The organism is Clostridium sp. AF19-22AC (assembly GCF_003479085.1).
Lineage (GTDB): Bacteria > Bacillota > Clostridia > Lachnospirales > Lachnospiraceae > Faecalicatena_A > Faecalicatena_A orotica.
Genome location: NZ_QUGN01000008.1, coordinates 59,535 through 81,398, shown reverse-complemented (window position 1 = coordinate 81,398; position 21,864 = coordinate 59,535). Strand labels below are relative to the sequence as shown.

Below are 21,864 nucleotides of genomic sequence, written 5' to 3'. Positions count from 1 at the left end.
TTCATCCGGCTTATAACCTCTTCCTGATGATAGTTATATGTTAATCCAGCTAACCCTATTATACAATACTTTTTGCGTGAATGCAGTGATTTCCTGTTTTAATGAAAAGCTTTTACAATTTAGCGGAATTCTGTCATATCCTGCCGGAAATGAATGGGAAGATGATTTCTCTGGCAGGCCAGATTTTCCCTCTCTTTTATGGCAATCGATTTGCAGAATCCTTTCCATAATCTCTCATATTCCAATTCAGCCGTGGATACCTTTTCAGCCTCAGTCTGATCCAGTTCTTCCCCCTCTACGAGTATCCAGTTCATCCCTGCTTTATGAACAAGAAACACCTTATGGGTCTTATCGTAAACCATCCAGTTTTCCAACGGGAAGCGATTCGTAAAATGATCGGCTATACAGGTGAGCACCCTGCCTTTTGGTGTGATCTCAGAGAGCAGTACTCCATTATCCAGTTCCCTGAAGCGGATGAACTCTGTAAAAAGATGTGCTTCATTTGCAACCTTCCTGCTCAGTTCAAAGACCTTTGCCACATGGGGATTGCTCAGATGCTCCATAATCTTCCTGCTGTCCTTAACCTTTCTGGCCGCAAGGATCGTCTGATAGACCGCATCTGCCTTCTCCGGGTCATCGGAGAGCAGTGCGTGATAAAGGTCCCAGTAAGCATTATACCCAAGATTGTTCTTTATCAACCGCTCAACGGCTATTGATTTTTGTTCTTTTTCATCTACCTCTCTGTATTCACAAAACAACTGTGGCATCAAACAGCCTCTAAGTGCAATTCCGGCCTCCGTATCCCTGCTTTCTTTCCATGCATCATAGATAGCCGAAAAGATACCAGTAATCGTATCATGACATATATAAACCTGTTTTGTACATACCATTTCTGTCTTTCACCCCACTATTGTCTGAATCTGAGCCTCTCTGAAATTCACATCGTCAAAAAGCGACAGCTGTTTAAATGTCATTCCTGTCACGGAATCAGGAAGCTTTTCTTTCGTGTTCAAAAGATTTCTCAAGATGTAATCTTCCTCAATTTTTGTCCTGTACATCATCTTTCCACTGCATGTCAGGAAATAGAGTGCCCGCTTCAGCACGACCCCCATTTTTTTGAGATCCTCAAACTGCAGTGTCCCCATCTTTCTCGCTTTAACAATTCTTGAGGCGGATTTGTACCCGATCCCGGGCACACGCAGGAGGGTATTATAATCAGCCTTGTTCACCTCCACGGGAAAATACTCCAGATGCTTCAGGGCCCAGTCGCATTTCGGGTCAAGGAAAATATTAAAATTGGGATTATTTTCGTCCAGAAGTTCCTTTGCCTCAAACCGGTAATACCGAAGCAGCCAGTCTGCCTGATAGAGCCTGTGTTCCCGAAGCAGCGGAGGTCCTTCCCCTGTCTTTGCCGGAAGGGCCGAGTCCTCATTTACCGCAACAAAAGCAGAATAAAATACCCTTTTTAGTTCGAACTTTTTGTACAGGGCCTCTGCCACATTCAGAATCTGGTAATCTGACTCCGGGGTTGCCCCAATAATCATCTGTGTACTCTGCCCCGCCGGTACGAATCGGGGTGCATTCCTGTATAGTACGATCTCCTGCCGGTTATCCTGCATCTTCTGCTGGACAAGCCTCATGGGCGCAAGTATATTCTTTCTCGTCTTATGGGGTGCCAGAAGCTTAAGGCTTTCCGCCGTGGGGAGTTCCAGATTCACACTCATTCTGTCCGCCAGAAATCCCACTCTCTTAACAAGCTCCTGATCTGCCCCCGGAATCGCCTTGACATGGATATACCCTTGGAAATTACATTCATGACGCAGCTTATACAGCGCCGCATAGATCAGCTCCATTGTATAATTGGGACTTTTCAGAACACCCGAACTCAAAAACAGTCCTTCTATATAATTCCTCCTGTAAAACTCCATCGTAAGTGTGCAGATCTCATCCGGCGTAAATGAAGTACGCACAACATCATTCGAAGAACGGTTTACACAGTACTTACAATCAAAGATACATTCATTTGTAAATAATATCTTTAAGAGAGAAATACATCTCCCATCCGATGAAAAACTGTGGCAGATCCCTGCCTTGGAACAATTCCCCATTCCCGTGCCGTCCCCCTGCCTGTCAACCCCGCTGGACGTACATGCCACATCATACTTTGCCGCATCACTAAGAATTTGAAGCTTATCATATAAAGATATCTGCTCCTGAATTACCTCTGCCATCCCCTGCAACTCCTTTATCCCTGTAAATGAAAACACACCTGAAACCGTACATTATATCACCCTGTCTGGCTTCTGCCTGAAACGCCCTTTGCAGAACGTTTGTTCTGTTTATTATGATAGCATAACTGTTTCTGATTTACAAGAACATTTGTTCTGTTTTTATATTTTACAGCAAACGGAGTATGCTCTCTTTGATAAAGTATAAAACACCCGGAAAGGAACACCTGATTAACTTACATCAAGTTTCCCCTTCCGGGTGTCTCTTATACTGTCAGAACCGCTTCATCAAAGGGACCGTAATTCCGGCGCTTTTAAAGCTCATTCCTGATAACTTGTTTTACTCGCATTCTCTGATGCGTTTTCTTAACGGCAATACCATAGATGGTGATACAGAAAGTTCATCCAGTCCCATCTTCAGGAATTCTTCTGTCAATTCCAGGTCAGCACCAAGTTCACCGCAGATCCCGATCCACTTTCCTTCCGCATGTGCATTGTCAGCCGCCATCTTAATCATGGCAAGCACAGCCGGATGGTGCGGGTCATAGAACTCGTCCAGTTTTGAATTCTGGCGGTCAATTGCAAGTGTATACTGGGTCAGGTCATTTGTTCCCACGCTGAAATAATCTACTTCTTTTGCGAGTTCACGGCTTATCATTACAGATGCCGGCGTCTCGATCATGACACCAAGTTCCACATCCTCTTTGTAAGGGATGCCTTCTGCCTTCAGTTCCTCTTTGACCTCTGCTATGATTTCCTTTATCTTATGAATCTCTTTGATTGAAATAATCATCGGAAACATAATGGAAATATTGCCAAACATTGCCGCACGGTATAAAGCACGCAGCTGTGTCTTGAAAATCTCGGTCCTTGTCAGGCAGATACGGATTGCACGGTATCCAAGGGCAGGGTTTTCTTCCTTATCCAAGTCAAAATAATCCACCTGCTTGTCCGCACCGATATCCAATGTACGGATGATGACTTTTTTCCCGGCCATGTTTTCAGCAACCTGCTTATAAACAGAAAACTGCTGTTCTTCTGTCGGGAATGTATCATTCTCCAGATATAAAAACTCACTTCTGAACAGGCCGATGCCGCCTGCATCATTCTTCAGGACCGCACCCACATCGGACACATTTCCGATATTGGCATATACATTAATCTTCTGTCCGCTCTTTGTTACATTTTCTTTTCCCTTGAGCTGTTCCAGAAGTGCTTTCTGTGCCAGGTCCTTTTCGCGCTTCTCCTGCATCACTGCCAGAGTCTCTTCGTCAGGATCAATATATAAAGTACCTGTAAAACCATCGATCACTGCCATCTGTCCATCGTACTGCGGACTCAGTGATTCTCCCAGACCAATTACGGCCGGGATATTCATTGTCCTTGCCAGAATTGCAGTGTGGGAATTTGATGATCCATACATGGTGGCAAATCCCAGAACCTTGCTCTTATCCAGCTGTACGGTCTCACTCGGTGCCAGATCATCGGCTGCAATAATAGAAAGCTCATCTGTCTGCTTCACGCCCTCACCGACACCGCACAGGATATCCAGCACGCGTTCGGAAACATCCTTTACATCGGCCGCACGCCCCTGCATGTAGGCATCATCCATTGACGCGAACATCTGTGCAAAGTTGTCCGCCGTCGTAGCGACTGCAAACTCTGCATTTACTTCCTGTGTACGGATAATATTCTCAATGGATTCAATATAGTCAAGATCCTCCAGCATCATCTGGTGAATCTCAAAGATCATGGCATTCGCTTCGCCGACATCTTCTATTGCTTTGTTGTAAAGTTCCTGAAGCTGGCTGACTGCCGTGGCCTTTGCCTCCTGAAAACGAGTACATTCTGCCTCTACATCATCTACATGTGAACGTTTAATTACTTTTTGGTTTCTCTTATAAAAAGAGAGCTTTCCGATGGATACTCCACCGAATACACTTTTGCCTGTTAATGTAATCATAATACCATCCTTAAATTAATGAATTTATAAGTTAGCCTTGAAAAATTCTTCTAATTCTGTGATTGCTGTATCTTCGTCTTCACCATCTGCTGTCATAACAATCTCTTCACCTGTCTTAACACCTAATCCCATAACGCCGAAGATTCTCTTTGCATCAGCCATCTTTTCACCTTTACCAATTTTGATGTCTGATTTGTAGCCTGCAGCCTGCTTAACGAGAAGACCTGCCGGTCTTGCATGGATTCCCTCTGGATCTGTGATAACATATTTAAATTCCTTCATAATATAACTTCTCCTCCTGTTTTTTATTTTAACTTAGTTAAGTATATAACATATTCGCAAGTTTTTCAATTGCTTAAAAGCTTTTCGTTTGTACTTATAAAGAAACAGGTTACTGTGCACCCCCCTGCGGGCGTGCACAGTAACCTGTTTCTTCATGGCCCATTATGCAAATAAAGGTGTGGACAGGTATCTCTCGCCTGTATCCGGAAGTAGTACTACAATTGTTTTTCCTTCATTTTCCGGCAGTTTGGCGGTTTCAACCGCTGCATGCAGCGCGGCTCCTGAGCTGATACCGACCAGAACACCCTCTCTGTGAGCGAGTAGTTTTTCGGCATCATATGCTTCCTCGTCCCTCACCTGTATGATACGGTCATAGATCTCTGTATCCAGTACTTTCGGGATAAATCCGGCCCCGATCCCCTGCAGGCCATGCGGTCCCGGTTTTCCTCCAGACAGGACCGGGGATCCTGACGGCTCGACTGCAATAATCTGGATATCTGCATTTTTCTCCTTTAAGTAAGTTCCTGTTCCTGTAATGGTACCGCCTGTTCCGACTCCCGCCACGAAAATATCGACCTTACCGTCTGTATCTTCCCATATCTCAGGACCTGTCGTCTCAATATGGGCCTGCGGATTCGCATCATTTACAAACTGTCCCAGAACAATTGCCTGATCCAGCTCTTTTTCCAATTCTGATGCTTTTTCGATTGCACCGTTCATTCCCTTTTTCCCGTCTGTCAGCACAATCTCGGCCCCATAACCGAGCAGCAGCTTTCTTCGCTCTATACTCATGGTCTCAGGCATAACAAAAATTGCCTTATATCCTTTTGCGGCGGCCGCTGAAGCCAGACCAATCCCTGTATTGCCGCTTGTCGGCTCAATGATCGTGGCGCCGGGGCTTATCAGCCTCTTTGCTTCTGCGTCTTCGATCATCTTCAGTGCAACGCGGTCTTTCACGCTTCCCGCTGGATTAAAATATTCAAGTTTCACAAGCACACGGGCCTTCAGTCCCAGCTCCTTTTCAATATTAGACACTTCTAAAACCGGTGTCTTCCCGACTAATTCTGTAATGCTTTTATAAATCTTTCCCATATCTTACCTCCTGATCTTCTTTTATCTATATATATGCCAATGCCTGTTCCAGATCATATAAAATGTCGTCTATATGTTCTGTTCCTATGGAAACTCTCACTGATGTTGGAGTAATTCCCGAATTTTCCAGTTCCTCTTTTGTCATCTGAGAGTGTGTTGTGCTTGCCGGGTGGATAACCAGTGATTTTACATCCGCCACGTTGGCCAGCAGTGAAAAAATTTCCAGATGGTCTATAAATCTTTTTGTGTCTTCCTCGGAACCATTTATTTCAAAAGTAAATATAGAAGCCCCGCCCTTTGGGAAATATTTCTGGTACAGTTCATGGTAAGGGCTGTCCGGAAGGGAAGGATGGTTCACCTTTGCCACCTTCGGATGGTTCTGCAGGAATTCCACTACTTTCAATGTATTTTCGACATGTCTCTCGACACGCAGTGATAATGTCTCCAGCCCCTGAAGGAATAAAAATGCATGAAGTGGAGCGATCGTTGCCCCCGTATCTCTAAGAAGCACTGCACGGATCCTTGTTACGAACGCTGCATTACCGGTTGCCTCACAAAACCTTACACCGTGATAATTGGGATCTGGTTCGGTCAGCTGCGGATATTTCCCGGAAGCCTCCCAGTCGAACTTCCCACTTTCTATAATCACACCACCCAGTGCCGTCCCGTGACCTCCGATAAACTTGGTTGCAGAATGAACAACAATGTCTGCGCCGTATTCAAACGGCCTGAGCAGGTATGGTGTGGCAAACGTACTGTCAACCACGAGTACGATTCCATTTCTGTGCGCGATTTCTGCCGCTTCTTCTATATTAATCAGGTTTGCATTCGGATTGCCAATTGACTCGATAAAGATTGCCTTTGTATTTTCCTGAATTGCTTTCTCAAAAGCCCCTGCCTCGTCCGGATCTACAAACGTTGTTGTCACCCCCTGATCCGGCAGTGTGTGTGCCAGCAGGTTGTAGCTGCCGCCGTAAATGTACTTGGACGCTACGATGTGGTCACCCTGTTTCGCAAGATTCTGGAAGGTATATGTTATGGCCGCCGCACCGGAAGCAACTCCCAGTGCTGCCGTACCGCCCTCCAAAGCAGCTATCCTCTTTTCAAAGACTTCCTGCGTGCTGTTCGTCAGCCTGCCATAAATATTCCCCGGGTCTGCAAGGCCGAAGCGCTCAGCTGCATGCTGACAGTCACGGAATACATAAGATGTTGTCTGGTAAATAGGAACCGCCCTTGAATCGGTCGCCGGATCCGGCTGCTCCTGCCCAACATGTAACTGAAGTGTCTCGAATTTTAATTTTCTGTCCTCTGTCATTTTTTTGTCCTCACTTTCTGCCTTTGATGTCTTCCCTTACAATTCAGATGTAATACATGTTAGAACTGTAATCCAGATTTTCTTTGTACTCCGTAACAAGCTGCTCCAGAGTACGCTGTCCCAGAAGTTCATTCACCTGCCTGTCTATCTCATCCCAGACCAGTTCCTGAATCGCTCTTTGCACTGCATCCTGATCTTCTTCGCCATTCTTGTCAATGATCGAAAACTCTCCTTCCAGTGCTTCCAGTATTTCTTTTACTGTAATACTTCCTGCGCTCCGTGCAAGCTTATAGCCTCCTCCTGCACCCTTTACACTTGCAACAATCCCGGCCTTTCTTAAAATTCCAAAAACCTGTTCCAGATAATTCAGCGAAATGTTCTGTCTTTTCGCGGTCTGTATCAGGGAAATAGGCCTCTCCTGAGAGTTCGCCGCCATGTCTACAAGGGCCCTGAGCCCGTATCTTCCTTTTGTAGATACTTTCATATAACACCTCCATTTTCATTTCCTACTATTTCGATAAGTATTATATGTTTTATGTTATACACCTTTTTTCCTACCATGTCAATATAGTTTAACAAATTTTCTGGGATTTTTTTCCGGAGATCTGTAGCGAAATGCAGACAGCCTGCACCATGCAGTCTCTGTAACTGCATGATGCAGGCCGTCTGGAACCTGTTTAATGAGTTTAAAGTACATACCGTGCATCTATTATCAGACGCACATCAGGATTCGTCATTAATCTCGTCTACTCTTTTTAAAATATCTGCTATGGTTATATTTTCTACTGTATTTGTAATTGTTTTCCACATACTTCCCCACGTATTTCTTGTCGGACAGAGATCACAGGAAACTCCACAGTCACTTTCTTTCGTCAGACAGTGGACCGGGGTAAGTTCTCCTTCTACTGCAGTAAGCACATTTTTCACAGTAATATCTTCACAGGGGACTGTCAGGCAGTAGCCTCCGTACGCCCCCCGTACACTTTCTACCAGCCCCCGCTGTTTCAGGGCCTTGATAATTCTCTCCAGATATTTTTCGGACAGGTTTCTTCGCTGTGCTATATTTTTAAGACTCTCTAAACGCTCAGGTGTGGAATTCATGGCAAGATCTACGATGATTTCCAGGGCGTATCTTCCTTTTGTTGACATTTTCATATATGATATGCTCCTTTATCTGTGCAGCATGCTTTACTGCCATATTATGCCCGCAGCTTTCCCCAGGCTCCCGGACTGTTCTTCCCTCCTTATTTTAAACAAAAACCTAGAAAAATACAATCTTTCTTTTATTTACGTCAAAATTCTATTTTTCGACACTTTTTGTGTATTTTTACAAAACCTCACGTAAATACATTGACTTTCATTGTTAAATATGCTAATCTAACACAGTATCGAGCCACATAAAAGGCCGTTACAGCACTATACTATTTATTTTTTATTTATGGAGGGTAACACAATGACAGGTACAGTAAAATGGTTTAACAACCAAAAAGGTTATGGATTCATCTCTGACTCAGAAGGAAATGATGTATTCGTACACTACTCAGGATTATCAATGGATGGATTCAAATCTTTAGAAGAGGGTCAGGCTGTTGAATTTGATGTAACAGAAGGAAGCAAAGGACCTCAGGCAGTTAATGTAGTCAAACTTTAATCAGAATTTTTAATGTACCTTTAAATATATAAATTCAGTATTAGATTTAATATTTAAAAGAATTACAGCAAAATGAGATTAAGAAACCAAAAGATATCCGGATGTATTCCGGATATCTTTTTTGTTCCGAAAACGAAATTCGTTTTTCATCCACAATCCATAAATCGGAGGGGAATCCTGATCTACAGAAATTCCCCTCCGCACATAACACTTAAATCTTCACATTAGAAACATATGCTTCTGACGCTTCCCATACATCAAATCCGCTGCCTCTTAAAATATCCACTACCCTTGCCGGATCATCGGTCTTAAGAACTGCGGATGCATCGGAACCATTTGCAAAAGCGTACATATACTCGATGTTCACTTCGCCTTCCACGATCTGGTGCATTGCTTTGCTCAGGGAGCCTGTGGCATGTGGAACACGCAGTGCAACTACGTCCGTCAGCATTGCTGTGATACCGTTCTCTTTGAGAACCGCCCTTCCTTTATTCGGATCCGATACGATCATACGCAGCATCCCATAGTCTGATGTGTCTGCCAGACTCAAAGCCACGATATTGACGTCATTGCTGGCAAGTACTGCAAGGACCTCATCCAGCCTTCCTTCCCGGTTCTCGAGAAATACTGATAATTGTTGAATTGTGATACCCATCGTGCTTACCTCCTTTACTGCAGATTACGGTTGTCGATGACACGTACTGCTTTTCCTTCACTTCTCTGAATTGTCTTAGGCTCTACCAGTTTTACACGGGCAGATACCCCGAGTGCCTGTTTGAGAACTGCACCGATCTTGTTCTTCAGTGCATCCAGCTTTCTGATCTCATCAGAGAACATACTCTCGTCTACCTCTACCATGACTGTCAGTACATCCAGATTATCCTCACGGTCTACGATCATCAAATAATGAGGTGCTACCGCACCGCCCATGCCAAGGAGTGCTGTCTCAACCTGTGTCGGGAATACATTGACTCCGCGGATTACCTTCATATCGTCTGTACGTCCTGTAAACTTGGATATTCTTGGCGTTGTCCTGCCGCATGCACAGGTGCTGTGGTCGATACTTGTCAGATCCTTTGTGCGGTAACGGAGCAGAGGCATTGCCTCCTTTGCAAGTGTCGTAAATACGAGTTCTCCTGTCTCACCGTCAGCACACGCTTCATATGTAGAAGGATTCAGGACTTCTGGATAGAAGTAGTCCACGTTAATATGTAACCCCGCATGGTGGATGCAATCCTGCGCCACACCCGGGCCGGAAATCTCACACAAACCATAAATATCAAAGCAGTTGATATTCAGAATGCTCTCAATCTTCTTGCGCATCTCAACCGTCCACGGTTCTGCCCCGTGGATACCAGCTTTCAGTTTCAGGCGGTCAACGACGCCCGCCTCTTCAAGAGATTCCGCCAGATGCAGTGCATAAGATGGTGTACATGCAAATGCTGTAGAACCGAAATCTTCCATACACATCATCTGCCGCTTCGTATTTCCGGCGGACATCGGGATTGCCGTAGCACCAAGTGCCTTTGCGCCGTAATCCAGCCCCATGCCTCCTGTAAACAGCCCGTATCCATAGCATACATGAATGATATCCTCATCCGTCAGCCCTGCCATTGTCAGGCATCTGGCAACACATTCCCCCCAGACATCCACATCCTTCTGTGAATAGGACGCAAGTGTCAGCTTTCCCGTTGTACCGGATGTCCCCTGTACGCGCACCACATCCTTTTTCGGAATGGCAAGAAGCCCGAACGGATAATTATCTCTTAAATCTTCCTTTGTTGTAAACGGAAGTTTACCGATGTCCTCAATGCCTTTGATGTCGCCCGGCTCCACACCAAGATCTTTCATTTTTTTGTGATAAAAATCTACATTATTGTATACTCTGTTCACTACATCAACCAGACGTCTGCTCTGCAGAGCTGCCATCTCATCGCTGCTCATACATTCGATTTTGGGGTCCCTGATCCTCTCGACCCAGTTTTCTAATTTTACTGCCGCCATTTCACTAACTCCTTATCTGTTATACAGTCTATAAATCCGCTTCCTCTACCATCTTCACACCGGCTTCCTTCAATACCTTGGCTGCTTTGTCATAGTCATCGGTATTAAATACCATGACCGGTGCTTTTTCTTCACGGATTACAAAAGAATAAATATAATTGACGTTAATTTCTCCGTCAGCAAGGATGGATAACATCCGGTTGAGATTCCCCTTCTCATCCTTCAGCTCCACACCAATAACCTCATGTATCCTGACAACGAAGCCCTTTCCTGTCAGATACTCCTTCGCTTCTGCCGGTTTGTCCACTACCAGCCGCAGTATGCCGAACTCGGGGGTGTCGAAAGAGGCTACTGCACGGATGTTGATATGCGCTTCCGTCAATGCCGATGTCACCCGCATCAGGCTTCCCGGTCTGTTCTCCACAAACACTGATAACTGCTTAATCATCCTCTCACCTGCCTTTACCTTATAATGCGAACCCTACCTCGAATGCCTTCTTATTGATTTCAATCGTTTTTGGCGGTACAGTCTTTTCGATTACATCATACCACTGCTCTTTCGTGAAATCCATATGCTGTGCCGCAATTCCGAGGACAATCAGGTTAAATACTTTTGGATTGCCAAGTTTTTTGGATTCTTCTGTCGCATTTACCTTATAGACTTTATACTCTGCTTCCAGTTTCTCCATAATCTGATCCGGATATTCAGCCATTCCAATCACAACTGGCATTGGATCAATCCTCCAGTCATTCACAATCAGGACACCGTCTTTTTTCAGGAAGTGCGCGTAACGCAGAGCCTCGAGACGTTCAAATGCAATGATTACATCTGCCTGCCCTTCCTCTACAATCGGCTCTGCAACCTTTTCGCCATATCTTACGAACGTAACAACACTGCCGCCCCTCTGTGCCATGCCGTGCACCTCGGAAAGCTTTACATCATAGCCTGCCGCAAGAGGCAGTCCTCCTAAAATTCTGCTGGTAAGCAGGGTTCCCTGACCGCCTACCCCTACAATCATGATATTCTTTGTTGCCATAACTATTCACCCGCCTTTACCAGTTCTATCGCATCAAATTTACATAATGATTCGCACAGTCCGCATCCTGTACACATTGTATCATCAATATGAATGGTTCCGTCCGCATTCTTCGTCATCGCAGGGCAGCCCGGCTTCATACACATGCCGCACTTCTTACACTTATCCTCATGCGCGATATAAATTGGCTTCCTTGATTTATCCAGAAGTACACAAGGGGACTTGGTAATGATCACGGATACTTCATCTCTGGCCACCTCTTCTTTAATCACCTTTTCCAGTTCTGCAATATCAAAAGCATTTATTTCCACGACATTCTTCACGCCCATTGCATGGCAGAGGGCCGGGATATTGATCGCATAGGTAGGATCTCCCTGCAGCGTTTTCCCTGTTGCCGCATGATCCTGATGTCCGGTCATTCCTGTTGTCGAGTTATCCAGAATCATAACTGTACCGGTTGCATTATTGTATACCATGTTCATCAGGGAGTTCACACCCGTATGTAAGAAGGTAGAATCGCCGATCACAGCTACCCAGTTTTTAATATACTCTTTTCCTTTCGCCTTTTCCATACCGTGCAGGGTGGAAATACTGGACCCCATGCACATAGTCGTATCTACAACGCTCAATGGCGCCACTGCCCCCAGTGTATAGCATCCGATGTCACCTGCCGCATGCATTTTCAGCTTGTTTAAGACGTAGTAAACACTACGGTGAGGACATCCCGGACATAAGATCGGCGGGCGCTGCGGTGCTTCTGCCGGTGCTTTGATCTCCAGATCCTGTTTCAGGATAGCCTTTCTTAACATATTGGCGCTGTACTCGCCCTGTACGGTGAAGATTTCTTTTCCGACAGCCTTGATCCCCCATGATTTTACCTGCTCCTCAATCACCGGATCCAGTTCCTCTACAACATACAGTGTATCCACTTTGGAAGCAAACTCTTCAATCATCTTTCTCGGAAGCGGATTTACCATGCCAAGTTTCAGCACAGATGCCTCCGGGAGTGCTTCTTTTACATATTCATAAGGAATACCGCTTGTAATGACTCCGATTCTTGTGTCGTTCATCTCCACTCTGTTGATTGGCAGTGTATTAGCCGCCTCTGCCAGTTCCAGATTACGCTTTTCTATCTCTACATGGCGCAGCTTTGCATTTCCGGGCATCATGACATTCTTGCGGATATTCTTTTCATAAACTTTGTCTTCAACTGCTTCTCTTTCGCAAAGTTCCACCATCCCCTGTGAATGGGATAGCCTTGTTGTCAGACGTACGATAAACGGTCTGTCAAACTGCTCGCTTAATTCAAAAGCTGCCTTCATAAATTCTTTCGCCTCTGCACTGTCTGACGGTTCAATGACCGGCACCTGTGAGGCCCTTGCCACCATTCTTGTGTCCTGCTCGTTCTGGGAGCTGTATAATCCCGGGTCGTCTGCAACAACAAAAACAAGACCTCCATTCACTCCCATGTAAGATACGGAATACAGTGGATCTGAAGCCACATTCAGCCCGACGTGCTTCATACAGGCCATAGAACGTACACCAGCAAGGCTGGCACCGACTGCAACTTCGGCAGCCACTTTCTCGTTCGGTGCCCATTCCTCATAGAGATCATCCCTGTACTGTACCAGGTATTCGCTGATTTCTGTACTCGGTGTTCCCGGATAAGCAGAAGAAACCTTTACACCCGCTTCATAAGCCCCTCTGGCAATGGCTTCATTTCCCAACATAATTACTTTTTCTGACATATTCTATAAACCATCCTTTCGTAAATCAGTCACTCTCTTTGCCTTGCCTTCAAAACGCTGGAGAGAGTTCGGTGCAACCAGCCTGATATGGGTTGCAAGTCCAAGCTGTGACTTCAGTGCAGACTTAATTCGCTGCTCCAGTTCGCTCAGCATAGCATAACTGTCCAGAAGCCTGTCATCAATCAGCTCTACAGTAATCGTCATGACATCCAGCCTGTTCTTTCTTTCTACCAGAATCTCATAATGAGGTCCGATTTCATCAATCTTGAATAAGACTTCCTCGATCTGTCCCGGGAATACATTGACCCCCCTGATTACGAGCATATCATCTGCACGCCCTGACAGGTTCGCCATACGCACCGTTGTCCTGCCGCATTTACATGGCTCATACATCAGTTTCGTCAGATCTCCCGTACGGTATCTGACTAATGGCAGGGCCTCCTTGCCCAGACAAGTGATTACCAGTTCCCCGATTTCTCCCGGAGGAAGTACCTCTTCCGTCTCCGGATCAATGATCTCAGGAATGAACCAGTCCTCATTCACATGCATACCGCACAGTTCCGTACATTCTCCGGAAACTCCCGGCCCGCAGAGCTCGCTCATGCCGTAATTCTGCGTACAAACAAACTGGTCTCCCCAGACTTTATGCATCTCATCCCTCATCGGCTCGGTCATGCCTTCTCCGCCGAACAGCCCGATATGCAGCTTCAGATCTTTTGAAGGGTCAATCCCCCTGTCTCTGAGCACTTCCCCGAGATGGAGTGCATAAGACGGCGTTGCAACTAACAGTGTGACTCCCATATCCTGCAGAAACATGATCTGCTTATTCGTATTGCCGGATGACATTGGTATGACAGATGCTCCTACCTTCTCCAGCCCTCCGTGCAGTCCCAGCGCACCTGTAAACGTACCGTATCCAAATGATATCTGGGCCACATCTTCCGATGTAGCGCCTCCCATACAGGCGATCCTTGCCACATTATTCAGCCATACATCCAGATCGTGGGCCGTGTAGCCTACTACCGTAGGCTTTCCTGTTGTTCCTGAACTGGCATGATATCTGACAATCTCCTTCTTATCCACCGCAAACAGTCCGTCCGGGTAATGGTCCCTGAAATCTGCTTTATATGTAAACGGCATCTTTCTTAAATCATCCAAAGTCCGAATATCTTCCGGTCTTACTCCCGCCTCGTCCATCTTCCGGCGGTAAGGCTCTACACGTTCATAAATATATGATACCGTTTCCTTCAATCGTTCCTGCTGGATTTTCTCGATCTCAGCTCTCGGCAGAGTCTCTTCCTTTGCCCAAATCATTCCCTAAAACCTCCTTCGACATAAAACGTTCGTTAACAAACAGTATAACACAAGACTTTGTCGAGTTAAAGCATTAAATTCATTTTTGGAGAATGAATTTGTGACAGAGCGGTAAACGGACGCGAAGTGGAAGGGCAGGGGGTGGCTGTGGGGGTGTCCTGCTTTTCGAAATCCAGAGCGCTTGGTGAAGAAGTTCTAACCGTGCGAAAGGCGTCCGGGAGGGCACATCCGGTATGCGGCGAAAAAATTGATATTTTTTCACCTTAGACCGGAATGCAGCTTGATTTGGTGAATCAAGCTGCATCCCTCCCGGACGCCTTTCGCGCGGTAAGAACTTCTATTCACCCGCTTTATGGAGTTTGGAAAAGCAGGACACCCCCACAGCCATCCCCTGCCCTTCTACTTCGCTAGGTTCATCCGGTCAGTACAATAAAATTCGTTTCCGGGTTGGGCTTCATACCATTACAAAGCCAGAAGACTTTTGCAAAAACGTGACATCCCTAATCTGGTTACTTGGACTAACCGGAAATCTTTACCAGCAAATTGGATGCACCAGCTGATAGGGATGGAAGCCGCAGGCCTTCCTGCCGGCGTTGCTTTTTGAAACTCCATTCAGCAGGCGATTAGAAGTTCTTACAGGACAGAAGACGCCCGGAAGGGATGAAACTTGATTCACCAAATCAAGTTTCAGTCCGGCTAAAGCGAAAAAATATCAATTTTTTCGCTGCATGCCGGATGTGCCCTTCCGGGCGTCTTCTGGACTGTTAGAACTTCTTCGCAGTGCGGTCTGGATTTCAAAAAGCAATGCCGGCAGGAAGACCTGCGGCTTCCATCCCTATCAGCGTCCCGCCTATTTACTGCTTGTTATAGATTTCCCTATCCAACTCTTTCTCTTTTGCGTTGATGATTACGTTTGTGGCTGCATCTCCTACGACGTTCAGGGTGATGACGGCCATTCCCGGCGGATAGTTCATGGCTAATACGAGGGCGTAGCCGATCATACACAGGTCAGAGTTGAAGCCTAACCCGTTCAGCACGGCGAAGACCATCGTTGTCCCGGCCACTGGGATTGCGGGTGTTCCCATCGCGGTGCAGATTGACAGGAATGCCGCAAGTACCAGATGGGACGGCCTGATGTCGATTCCTGCAGATGTGGCTATGAATGTGATTGCCATCATATGCATGACTGTGGTTCCGTTCATGTTGATTGTCATTCCAGTTGGGAGTACGAAGCTGCTTATCTCTTCACTGCATCCCAGTTCTTCGATACATGTTTTTTTGTTCAGTGGAAGCGTCGCTGCGGACGAGTTTGTCGCCGCCGCAAACAGGCCGACCTTGAGAACTTTCTTTATGAATATAAAAGGGTTTAGTCTGGTTGTCAGCCAGATTCCGACCGGGTATATAGTAAATACGAGCAGCAGTCCGATAAATATTGTTGCCAGTATGTAAGTCAGTGACGGCTGCAGATACTCTACTCCGTATGTTGCAAAGGTCCTCGTGATCATACAGAAGATCGCCACCGGGCTGATTTTATTGATCAGGAACTCCATATAAACTTTGATGATCTCATTCAGGCTTTCCAGTACTTTTTTTAACGGGTCTGCTTTTTCTCTTAACAGGTTCATGCACAGGCCGATAATCACTGCCACTACCACAACTGCCAGAATGCTGGTGTTCGTGGTAAACACCGAAAAAATATTGCTTGGTACGGCATTTACAACCGTTACAAGAGGATTGTATGAATCCATCGTTGCTACCGACGATGTATCCGCTGCCGGCAGTTCAACGGAAAACCAGCCCAGTGTCTTTATCAGGTAAGCAAAACTTCCTGCGCAAAAAGCTCCGACAGCGTAGAAAGAAACAAAGCACAGCAAAGTTTTGCCGGCTATTTTACCAAGCTTTTCCGGATTTGACATGCTGCATAATGCAAGGCTGAGTGATACTAATACAAGCGGCACAATCGCCAGCTGCAGTCCCTGCATAAACAGCTGCCCTATGATGTAAAAAATTCCTATTGATTTGAAACTGTCCTCTTTCGTAATATCTTGAAACAGAATCCTGCTTATTACCTGCCATATATGGTCCTGCCCATTGGCCGTCAGGGATTCACGGATCAGCAGGAAAACAATTCCCAGTGCCAGTCCCCCGAATAATGCGATAACCATTTTCTTCATAATGGTCATGGGCTTTTTCTTTTGGTTCTCTCCCATTCTATAACCTCCTGTATTGTGTAAACCAGAGTTATTTTCTAAAATAAAAATCCTGTGTCTGCATATCTTTTGATTTGCATTCACAGGATTCCATTCTTTGATCCAGCACATCGTATATAGCAATGTACTAATAAACCAATGTAATCTGATTATTTTCACAGAATTCGACCCACCTGTCATCCGGTTTCCTATCCGTTACCAGATAGTTAATCTCGGAAAAGTCCAGCAGATGGGCAAATGCCCTTTTATCAAATTTCGAGTGATCAACAAACAGCGCAACTTCCCTGGCCTGCCCTGACATGGTCTTCTTCACTTCGGCCTCGGTTTCCTTTGAATCCATAATGCCGTACTCCATGTCAATCCCCTTGCAGCTGATCAGAAGCAGGTCAACATGATACTTTTTCACGTTTTCTTTCGCCACTGACCCCTGAAGAGAAAGTGTACTCCGGTTAAATGCACCTCCGGTGGAAAGTAAATGTATATCTGTATTCGCCATTTCATTGAAGATCGCGGTTGATGTTGTGAGGAGCGTAATATCTCTGCTGTTAGGGATTAATTTAACCACCTCCATAACGGTCGTACTCGCATCCGCGGCAATTGTTACCTTATCCTTAAGCATAGGTGCAAATGCAATCGCCATTTTTTTCTTTTCTTCAATGTGAATCCCGGCTCTTTGATAAAAATGAATGCCCTCTCTTTGATTTTCAATATTCAGTACCGCACCGCCAAATGTACGGTTTAGAATGCCCTCATTTTCCAGCTTTTCAAGGTCACGCCTGATTGTCTCTTCTGTCACGCCAAAAATTGAGCTTAACTCTGATACGACTACTTTCTTTTCTGTTTGTATCATGTTTTTTATTAGTTCTAACCTGTCTTTTGCAGCCATCCTAACACTCCTTGTCAAAATCTGCATACCGGATTTTAATGCTGGTTTGGTATGTCAGAGTTTTATTTCTTTCTTTTATACTAACATGATTTCTTTTTGAGTTCAAAGTTTTTTCTTCTGTTTTCAACAAATCATATCTGTACAAAAAATCTGGAGTGTCTGGCCTTAGCCAAGCGCCTCTGCCATCTCACGCATAAGCTGGACATCCTTCGGGTCAAGTTCAAGCTCTGCAGACTTCACATTTTCCGCAATCTGGTCTACCGTTGTGGAACCACTCAACAGATTCAGGAAATCCCCCTGTGCGAGTATCCAGCCAAGGGAAAGATTCGCAATCGTACAATTATATTTCTCGCAGAGCGGTTTCCACTGTTCCATCATATCCATTGCCGCCTGCATATTGTCCGGCTGGAACCATTTTTTCGGTATCTGGGCGCCGACCGGTTTGTAGTCCCTTGGCATCGTGCCGGACAGAAGTCCCATCTCCAATGGGGAGTATGCCTGAATGGTCACACCGTTTTCGCGGCAGCATGGGATAATTTCATCTTCAATGCCGCGGTCCAGTATGGAATATTTTGCCTGGACAATATCCAGCTGGCCCCACTTCAGATATTCTTCAATATGGTGTATGTCCACATTAGCTGCTCCGATTGCCTTGATTTTCCCCTGTGCTTTTAAGTCGTTTAATACATCCATTGTCTTCTGGATCGGTACAAAATACTCTGTTCCTTCTATGGCCTGCCAGTGTGTCATATATACATCGATATAATCTGTCCCAAGGCGTTCCAGTGATTCTTCAATTTCTTTTTTCACTGACGCACTGTTCAGATTCTTGTAAAGCTGGATGCCGTTTACCTTGTTAAAAAGGTCCCCTTTCATTTCCTGGTCCCATATGACACCGCACTTTGTAATGATAACAACATCTTCCCGATTCATTCCTTCCAATGCTTTCCCGAGGATCTTCTCACTATTGCCAAAATTATAACCCGGTGCCGTGTCGATCAGATTTACCCCTAGCTTTGGTGCTTCCCTGATTGTATCAACGACAACCTGCATATCATGATCACCGCCCCATGCGGAGCCCCCGCCGATCGACCATGTCCCAAGGCCGATTCTTGAAATGTCCATACCTGTCCTGCCAAGCTTCATTGTTTTCATATCCGTTACTTCCTTTCCTGCTGTGAAGCGTTCTTCTTATTCGTTTATCTGCTGTTTATAGTCTTCACGGTATTTAGCCAGCATGTCATCTACCATCTGCTTATTCTTTACACCGCCTGTCGCACCGACATACTGGACCGAGACTGCTGCCGTACAGTTTGCATAAACTGCACATTCACGCAGTTCCTTCCCTTCCAAAAGAGCAGTGATAAAGCCTGATGCAAAATTATCACCTGCACCGATCGTATCAATCGCTGTAACTCCCTTACATGCGGGCACGATCATGGAGCCTTCTGCATTTCGGATGTAACATCCTCGTTTTCCGATCTTCATGATGACATTTTTAACGCCGCAGTTATATATCACATCAGCAACCCTGTCTTCTTCTGTCTCGCCTGTCAGCTCACATGCCTCCTCGAAATTCGGGAAGAAATAATCGATATACCCTAGTGCTTCTCTGATATCTTCAAGCTTCTCATCCAGTTTCGGGGAAACCATGTCTGCACAGATGATCATTCCTTCTTCTTTTGCCTTCGAAAAGACAGAGACAAGAGCCTTGTTGTCAAATAAAGGATTATTGAAAATACTCGCAAACGATAGTATTCTGGCATCTTTTAGTGCAGACATGTCCAAATCCTCATAGCAGAACTTCCACAGGCTTCCCTGCCTGTTCGTAATAAAGGTCCGTTCTCCGTCTGCTGCCACAAGGCCTACATTAATAGAAGTTACCTTCTCCGGGTCCTGTTTGATATATGTAGTATCTATATTGTTGGATTTACAATGATCGATGACAAACCATCCTGGTACATCTACACCGATACAGCTCATTAAGCCGACCCTGTGGCCGAGCCTTGTAATAATCGTTGATTCATTAAGTGCATCTCCGCCGATCGTCATCGTAATGCCGTCCACCGGATAAGAGACCACATCAAACACTTCTTTACTTACCGGTCTCAGCGGCAGATCAACGATCGCCGCCCCTATGATTATGACATCCAATTTCTTATCCACTTTATTCATCAGCCCTTCCATCATCACCGAACAGTTTGATTTTATACATTGCACGCTCTTTGACCGCTTTTCTTACCTCACGCTGTACAGATAAGTACGGCTCATCTTTATGGGCGTTCGTTGCTTCCATCGCAGCCTGGCAAAGCTCCGTGTGAATGTTGATCTTTGCGATTCCAAGCGAGATTGCCTTCTTGATATCCTCATCTCCGATTCCTGAAGCGCCGTGCAGTACAAGCGGCACATCAACTTCACTGGCAACTTTCTCAAGCACATCAAAAGCCAGTTCCGGCTCTGAAGAGTATACGCCGTGGACATTACCTATGGCAACAGCCAGAGAATCGCATCCCGTTCTCTCGACGAATTCCTTTGCTTTTGTCGGATCTGTATACTGGTAATCTGACAGTGCCTCCTCATATACGGTCTCATTTCCCACATGGCCAAGTTCTGCCTCGACAGGGATGTTATATGCATGGAAATAATCGACACATCTCTTGATCTCCGCAACGTTTTCTTCATATGGAAGTGCGGAAGCGTCACGCATAACGGAATTCATGCAGTGGTTAACCGCATTCTGCAGGATAGTCATGTTGCGGCCGTGGTCCCAGTGCTCTATCACCGGTACTGTCGCATTCTTAGCCATAGAATCCATCATGTAGCAGAAGTCCTCGAAAGATGTGTTTCCTGTAAATCCTGTACCAAAAGAGATGATGATCGGAGCACGCAGTTCTTCTGCCGCATCGATTACCCCCATCAGCATTTCTGCATTCCACACGTTAAAATGCGGAATCGCATAGTGGCCTTCTCTCGCTTTATTTTCCCAATATCTGATATCTGATAACATAGTTTTCTCCTTCTCACGGTTTCATAGAATCAATTAATCTGCTACTTTTACAACACCCTTGACCATATCATTCTTCTTGACCGGATCAATAGCTTCTGTGAATGCTCTCTGTACATCCTTGTAATCATAAATATTTGTAACCATATCTTTCACATTGAACTTTCCTGTGGCAATCGCTTCGATTGTCTGTGGGAAGTTGTTGCAGTACCTGAATGCTGTCTGGATGGTAACTTCACGGTTGATCTTGAGGAAATCAATCGGAACAGGGGCGGACTGTGTGCCTACCATCATGATCTTGCCGCCGCGTGCCACAAGCTGCACTGCCTGCTGTGCTGTAAATGCTGAGCCTGCCGCTTCAAACACAAGCTCCACACCATGATCGCCATAAAGCTCTTTTGATCGCAGTACGGCAACGGTATCCTCAGCTTTTCCGTTAATAACCCTCTTTGCACCAAGTTTTTTTGCTAAATCCAGCCGTTTCTCAATCACATCTACAACTGTGATATCAGTCGCGCCAAGGCTTAAGCACGCCTGCAGGACCATAAGCCCAATTGTCCCGCCCCCGAGGATGACAATGCTTTTTCCTACCTGCGCCCCGCCTAACATGGCCGCATGCATGCCGACTGCTGCCGGTTCTACCAGTGCGCCTTCCAAAGTGGTCATTCCCTCTGGAATATGGTAGGTCCATTCTTCGGGATGTGTCATGTACTGCGTCAGTGCCCCCTTATAATTAGGCTGTGTAGCCATAAAGTCTACTCCCGGGCAGATATTATAACGTCCGCTGCGGCAATATTCACAGGTGTCATCCGGCACGCCCGGTTCGATCAAAACCTTGTCGCCGACCTTAAATCTTGTGACTGCGGCACCAACGCCCACAACTTCACCTGCCACTTCATGGCCCAGCCCGATCTTCTGGTTTGGATCTTTGGGCGGAATAAATGGTCCAAATTCGAATCCGTGGATATCTGACCCGCACATCCCCACATATTCAACTTTCATCAGGATTTCATGGTCCTTTGGCTGTGGAACGGGACACTCCTGAATCTCAAACTGCTTCGGTGTTACCAATATCGCTTCTGAATTATTCATGATATAACCTCCTGTTATGTAACCCTGCGCCTGACTTC

21 protein-coding genes are annotated in these 21,864 nt (G+C 45.7%); 1 reads left to right on the top strand and 20 read right to left on the bottom strand.

From position 1 onward, the window contains the following. Window positions 1-119: 119 nt before the first annotated feature. The 8 genes from DWX43_RS11080 to DWX43_RS11045 form a co-directional block, all read right to left on the bottom strand. A complete protein-coding gene (locus tag DWX43_RS11080; protein WP_118620316.1) occupies window positions 120-890 on the bottom strand; it encodes a TIGR03915 family putative DNA repair protein in 771 nt (256 codons plus the stop codon). 9 nt (window positions 891-899) lie between these two features. Beyond that, window positions 900-2,231 carry a putative DNA modification/repair radical SAM protein gene (locus DWX43_RS11075; protein WP_109733182.1) on the bottom strand — a complete coding sequence of 444 codons (1,332 nt, stop codon included), beginning with the start codon at window positions 2,229-2,231 and terminating at the stop codon, window positions 900-902. Between the two features lie 337 nt (window positions 2,232-2,568). After that, a complete protein-coding gene (gene ptsP, locus DWX43_RS11070) occupies window positions 2,569-4,191 on the bottom strand; it encodes a phosphoenolpyruvate--protein phosphotransferase (protein ID WP_118620315.1) in 1,623 nt (540 codons plus the stop codon). 24 nt (window positions 4,192-4,215) lie between these two features. Beyond that, a complete protein-coding gene (locus DWX43_RS11065) occupies window positions 4,216-4,473 on the bottom strand; it encodes an HPr family phosphocarrier protein (protein WP_118620314.1) in 258 nt (85 codons plus the stop codon). Between the two features lie 162 nt (window positions 4,474-4,635). Next, complete coding sequence (cysK, locus tag DWX43_RS11060) at window positions 4,636-5,565, bottom strand: cysteine synthase A (protein ID WP_118620313.1); 930 nt, start codon at window positions 5,563-5,565, stop codon at window positions 4,636-4,638. Window positions 5,566-5,590: 25 nt separating this feature from the next. Beyond that, window positions 5,591-6,880 carry an O-acetylhomoserine aminocarboxypropyltransferase/cysteine synthase family protein gene (locus DWX43_RS11055; protein ID WP_118620312.1) on the bottom strand — a complete coding sequence of 430 codons (1,290 nt, stop codon included), beginning with the start codon at window positions 6,878-6,880 and terminating at the stop codon, window positions 5,591-5,593. Between the two features lie 43 nt (window positions 6,881-6,923). Continuing rightward, on the bottom strand, window positions 6,924-7,364 hold the full coding sequence (locus DWX43_RS11050) for an Rrf2 family transcriptional regulator (RefSeq protein ID WP_109733177.1): 441 nt from the start codon (window positions 7,362-7,364) through the stop codon (window positions 6,924-6,926). A gap of 239 nt (window positions 7,365-7,603) precedes the next feature. Beyond that, window positions 7,604-8,035, bottom strand: a complete 432-nt coding sequence (locus tag DWX43_RS11045) for an Rrf2 family transcriptional regulator (protein ID WP_118620311.1) — start codon at window positions 8,033-8,035, stop codon at window positions 7,604-7,606. 298 nt (window positions 8,036-8,333) lie between these two features. Between DWX43_RS11045 and DWX43_RS11040 the strand changes: the two genes are divergently transcribed. Continuing rightward, window positions 8,334-8,531 carry a cold shock domain-containing protein gene (locus DWX43_RS11040; protein WP_109733175.1) on the top strand — a complete coding sequence of 66 codons (198 nt, stop codon included), beginning with the start codon at window positions 8,334-8,336 and terminating at the stop codon, window positions 8,529-8,531. A gap of 211 nt (window positions 8,532-8,742) precedes the next feature. Here DWX43_RS11040 and DWX43_RS11035 read toward each other — a convergent pair whose 3' ends face one another. The 12 genes from DWX43_RS11035 to DWX43_RS10980 form a co-directional block, all read right to left on the bottom strand. Continuing rightward, a complete protein-coding gene (locus DWX43_RS11035) occupies window positions 8,743-9,186 on the bottom strand; it encodes an amino acid-binding protein (RefSeq protein ID WP_109733174.1) in 444 nt (147 codons plus the stop codon). Window positions 9,187-9,200: 14 nt separating this feature from the next. After that, complete coding sequence (locus tag DWX43_RS11030; protein ID WP_109733173.1) at window positions 9,201-10,535, bottom strand: phenylacetate--CoA ligase; 1,335 nt, start codon at window positions 10,533-10,535, stop codon at window positions 9,201-9,203. Window positions 10,536-10,563: 28 nt separating this feature from the next. After that, window positions 10,564-10,983: an ACT domain-containing protein gene (locus DWX43_RS11025; RefSeq protein ID WP_118620310.1), complete on the bottom strand. Its 420-nt coding sequence runs from the start codon at window positions 10,981-10,983 to the stop codon at window positions 10,564-10,566. Between the two features lie 19 nt (window positions 10,984-11,002). Next, entirely contained in the window at window positions 11,003-11,572 is a 570-nt protein-coding gene (locus DWX43_RS11020) for an indolepyruvate oxidoreductase subunit beta (protein WP_109733171.1), read from the bottom strand. A gap of 2 nt (window positions 11,573-11,574) precedes the next feature. Next, a complete protein-coding gene (iorA, locus tag DWX43_RS11015) occupies window positions 11,575-13,320 on the bottom strand; it encodes an indolepyruvate ferredoxin oxidoreductase subunit alpha (protein ID WP_109733170.1) in 1,746 nt (581 codons plus the stop codon). Between the two features lie 3 nt (window positions 13,321-13,323). Further along, window positions 13,324-14,634: a phenylacetate--CoA ligase gene (locus DWX43_RS11010; protein ID WP_118620309.1), complete on the bottom strand. Its 1,311-nt coding sequence runs from the start codon at window positions 14,632-14,634 to the stop codon at window positions 13,324-13,326. 854 nt (window positions 14,635-15,488) lie between these two features. After that, window positions 15,489-16,844 (bottom strand): dicarboxylate/amino acid:cation symporter, encoded by a 1,356-nt coding sequence (locus DWX43_RS11005; RefSeq protein ID WP_243099293.1) that lies wholly within the window; start codon window positions 16,842-16,844, stop codon window positions 15,489-15,491. Between the two features lie 127 nt (window positions 16,845-16,971). Beyond that, window positions 16,972-17,730: a DeoR/GlpR family DNA-binding transcription regulator gene (locus DWX43_RS11000; protein ID WP_109733168.1), complete on the bottom strand. Its 759-nt coding sequence runs from the start codon at window positions 17,728-17,730 to the stop codon at window positions 16,972-16,974. Between the two features lie 165 nt (window positions 17,731-17,895). Continuing rightward, window positions 17,896-18,885: an aldo/keto reductase gene (locus tag DWX43_RS10995; RefSeq protein ID WP_118620308.1), complete on the bottom strand. Its 990-nt coding sequence runs from the start codon at window positions 18,883-18,885 to the stop codon at window positions 17,896-17,898. 36 nt (window positions 18,886-18,921) lie between these two features. Then, window positions 18,922-19,905, bottom strand: a complete 984-nt coding sequence (locus DWX43_RS10990; protein WP_109733167.1) for a sugar kinase — start codon at window positions 19,903-19,905, stop codon at window positions 18,922-18,924. Further along, window positions 19,898-20,737: a ketose-bisphosphate aldolase gene (locus tag DWX43_RS10985; protein ID WP_118620307.1), complete on the bottom strand. Its 840-nt coding sequence runs from the start codon at window positions 20,735-20,737 to the stop codon at window positions 19,898-19,900. Before DWX43_RS10985 ends, DWX43_RS10990 begins: the two co-directional genes overlap by 8 nt. Before the next feature lie 33 nt (window positions 20,738-20,770). Next, the gene (locus DWX43_RS10980; RefSeq protein ID WP_118620306.1) at window positions 20,771-21,826 is read right to left on the bottom strand and encodes an NAD(P)-dependent alcohol dehydrogenase; all 1,056 of its coding nucleotides are present in this window, start codon (window positions 21,824-21,826) and stop codon (window positions 20,771-20,773) included. Window positions 21,827-21,864: the final 38 nt, after the last annotated feature.

Bases quoted from the DNA above. Each gene is read 5' to 3' on its own strand.
- DWX43_RS11025 (WP_118620310.1), bottom strand. From the start codon at position 10,983: ATGATTAAGCAGTTATCAGTGTTTGTGGAGAACAGACCGGGAAGCCTG.
- DWX43_RS11055 (WP_118620312.1), bottom strand. From the start codon at position 6,880: ATGACAGAGGACAGAAAATTAAAATTCGAGACACTTCAGTTACATGTT.
- DWX43_RS11045 (WP_118620311.1), bottom strand. From the start codon at position 8,035: ATGAAAATGTCAACAAAAGGAAGATACGCCCTGGAAATCATCGTAGAT.
- DWX43_RS11065 (WP_118620314.1), bottom strand. From the start codon at position 4,473: ATGAAGGAATTTAAATATGTTATCACAGATCCAGAGGGAATCCATGCA.
- DWX43_RS10990 (WP_109733167.1), bottom strand. From the start codon at position 19,905: ATGAATAAAGTGGATAAGAAATTGGATGTCATAATCATAGGGGCGGCG.
- DWX43_RS11000 (WP_109733168.1), bottom strand. From the start codon at position 17,730: ATGGCTGCAAAAGACAGGTTAGAACTAATAAAAAACATGATACAAACA.
- DWX43_RS11005 (WP_243099293.1), bottom strand. From the start codon at position 16,844: ATGGGAGAGAACCAAAAGAAAAAGCCCATGACCATTATGAAGAAAATG.
- DWX43_RS11080 (WP_118620316.1), bottom strand. From the start codon at position 890: ATGGTATGTACAAAACAGGTTTATATATGTCATGATACGATTACTGGT.
- DWX43_RS11040 (WP_109733175.1), top strand. From the start codon at position 8,334: ATGACAGGTACAGTAAAATGGTTTAACAACCAAAAAGGTTATGGATTC.
- DWX43_RS10995 (WP_118620308.1), bottom strand. From the start codon at position 18,885: ATGAAAACAATGAAGCTTGGCAGGACAGGTATGGACATTTCAAGAATC.
- DWX43_RS11020 (WP_109733171.1), bottom strand. From the start codon at position 11,572: ATGGCAACAAAGAATATCATGATTGTAGGGGTAGGCGGTCAGGGAACC.
- DWX43_RS11050 (WP_109733177.1), bottom strand. From the start codon at position 7,364: ATGAAAGTATCTACAAAAGGAAGATACGGGCTCAGGGCCCTTGTAGAC.
- DWX43_RS11030 (WP_109733173.1), bottom strand. From the start codon at position 10,535: ATGGCGGCAGTAAAATTAGAAAACTGGGTCGAGAGGATCAGGGACCCC.
- DWX43_RS11075 (WP_109733182.1), bottom strand. From the start codon at position 2,231: ATGGCAGAGGTAATTCAGGAGCAGATATCTTTATATGATAAGCTTCAA.
- DWX43_RS10985 (WP_118620307.1), bottom strand. From the start codon at position 20,737: ATGTTATCAGATATCAGATATTGGGAAAATAAAGCGAGAGAAGGCCAC.
- DWX43_RS11035 (WP_109733174.1), bottom strand. From the start codon at position 9,186: ATGGGTATCACAATTCAACAATTATCAGTATTTCTCGAGAACCGGGAA.
- ptsP (WP_118620315.1), bottom strand. From the start codon at position 4,191: ATGATTACATTAACAGGCAAAAGTGTATTCGGTGGAGTATCCATCGGA.
- iorA (WP_109733170.1), bottom strand. From the start codon at position 13,320: ATGTCAGAAAAAGTAATTATGTTGGGAAATGAAGCCATTGCCAGAGGG.
- cysK (WP_118620313.1), bottom strand. From the start codon at position 5,565: ATGGGAAAGATTTATAAAAGCATTACAGAATTAGTCGGGAAGACACCG.
- DWX43_RS10980 (WP_118620306.1), bottom strand. From the start codon at position 21,826: ATGAATAATTCAGAAGCGATATTGGTAACACCGAAGCAGTTTGAGATT.
- DWX43_RS11010 (WP_118620309.1), bottom strand. From the start codon at position 14,634: ATGATTTGGGCAAAGGAAGAGACTCTGCCGAGAGCTGAGATCGAGAAA.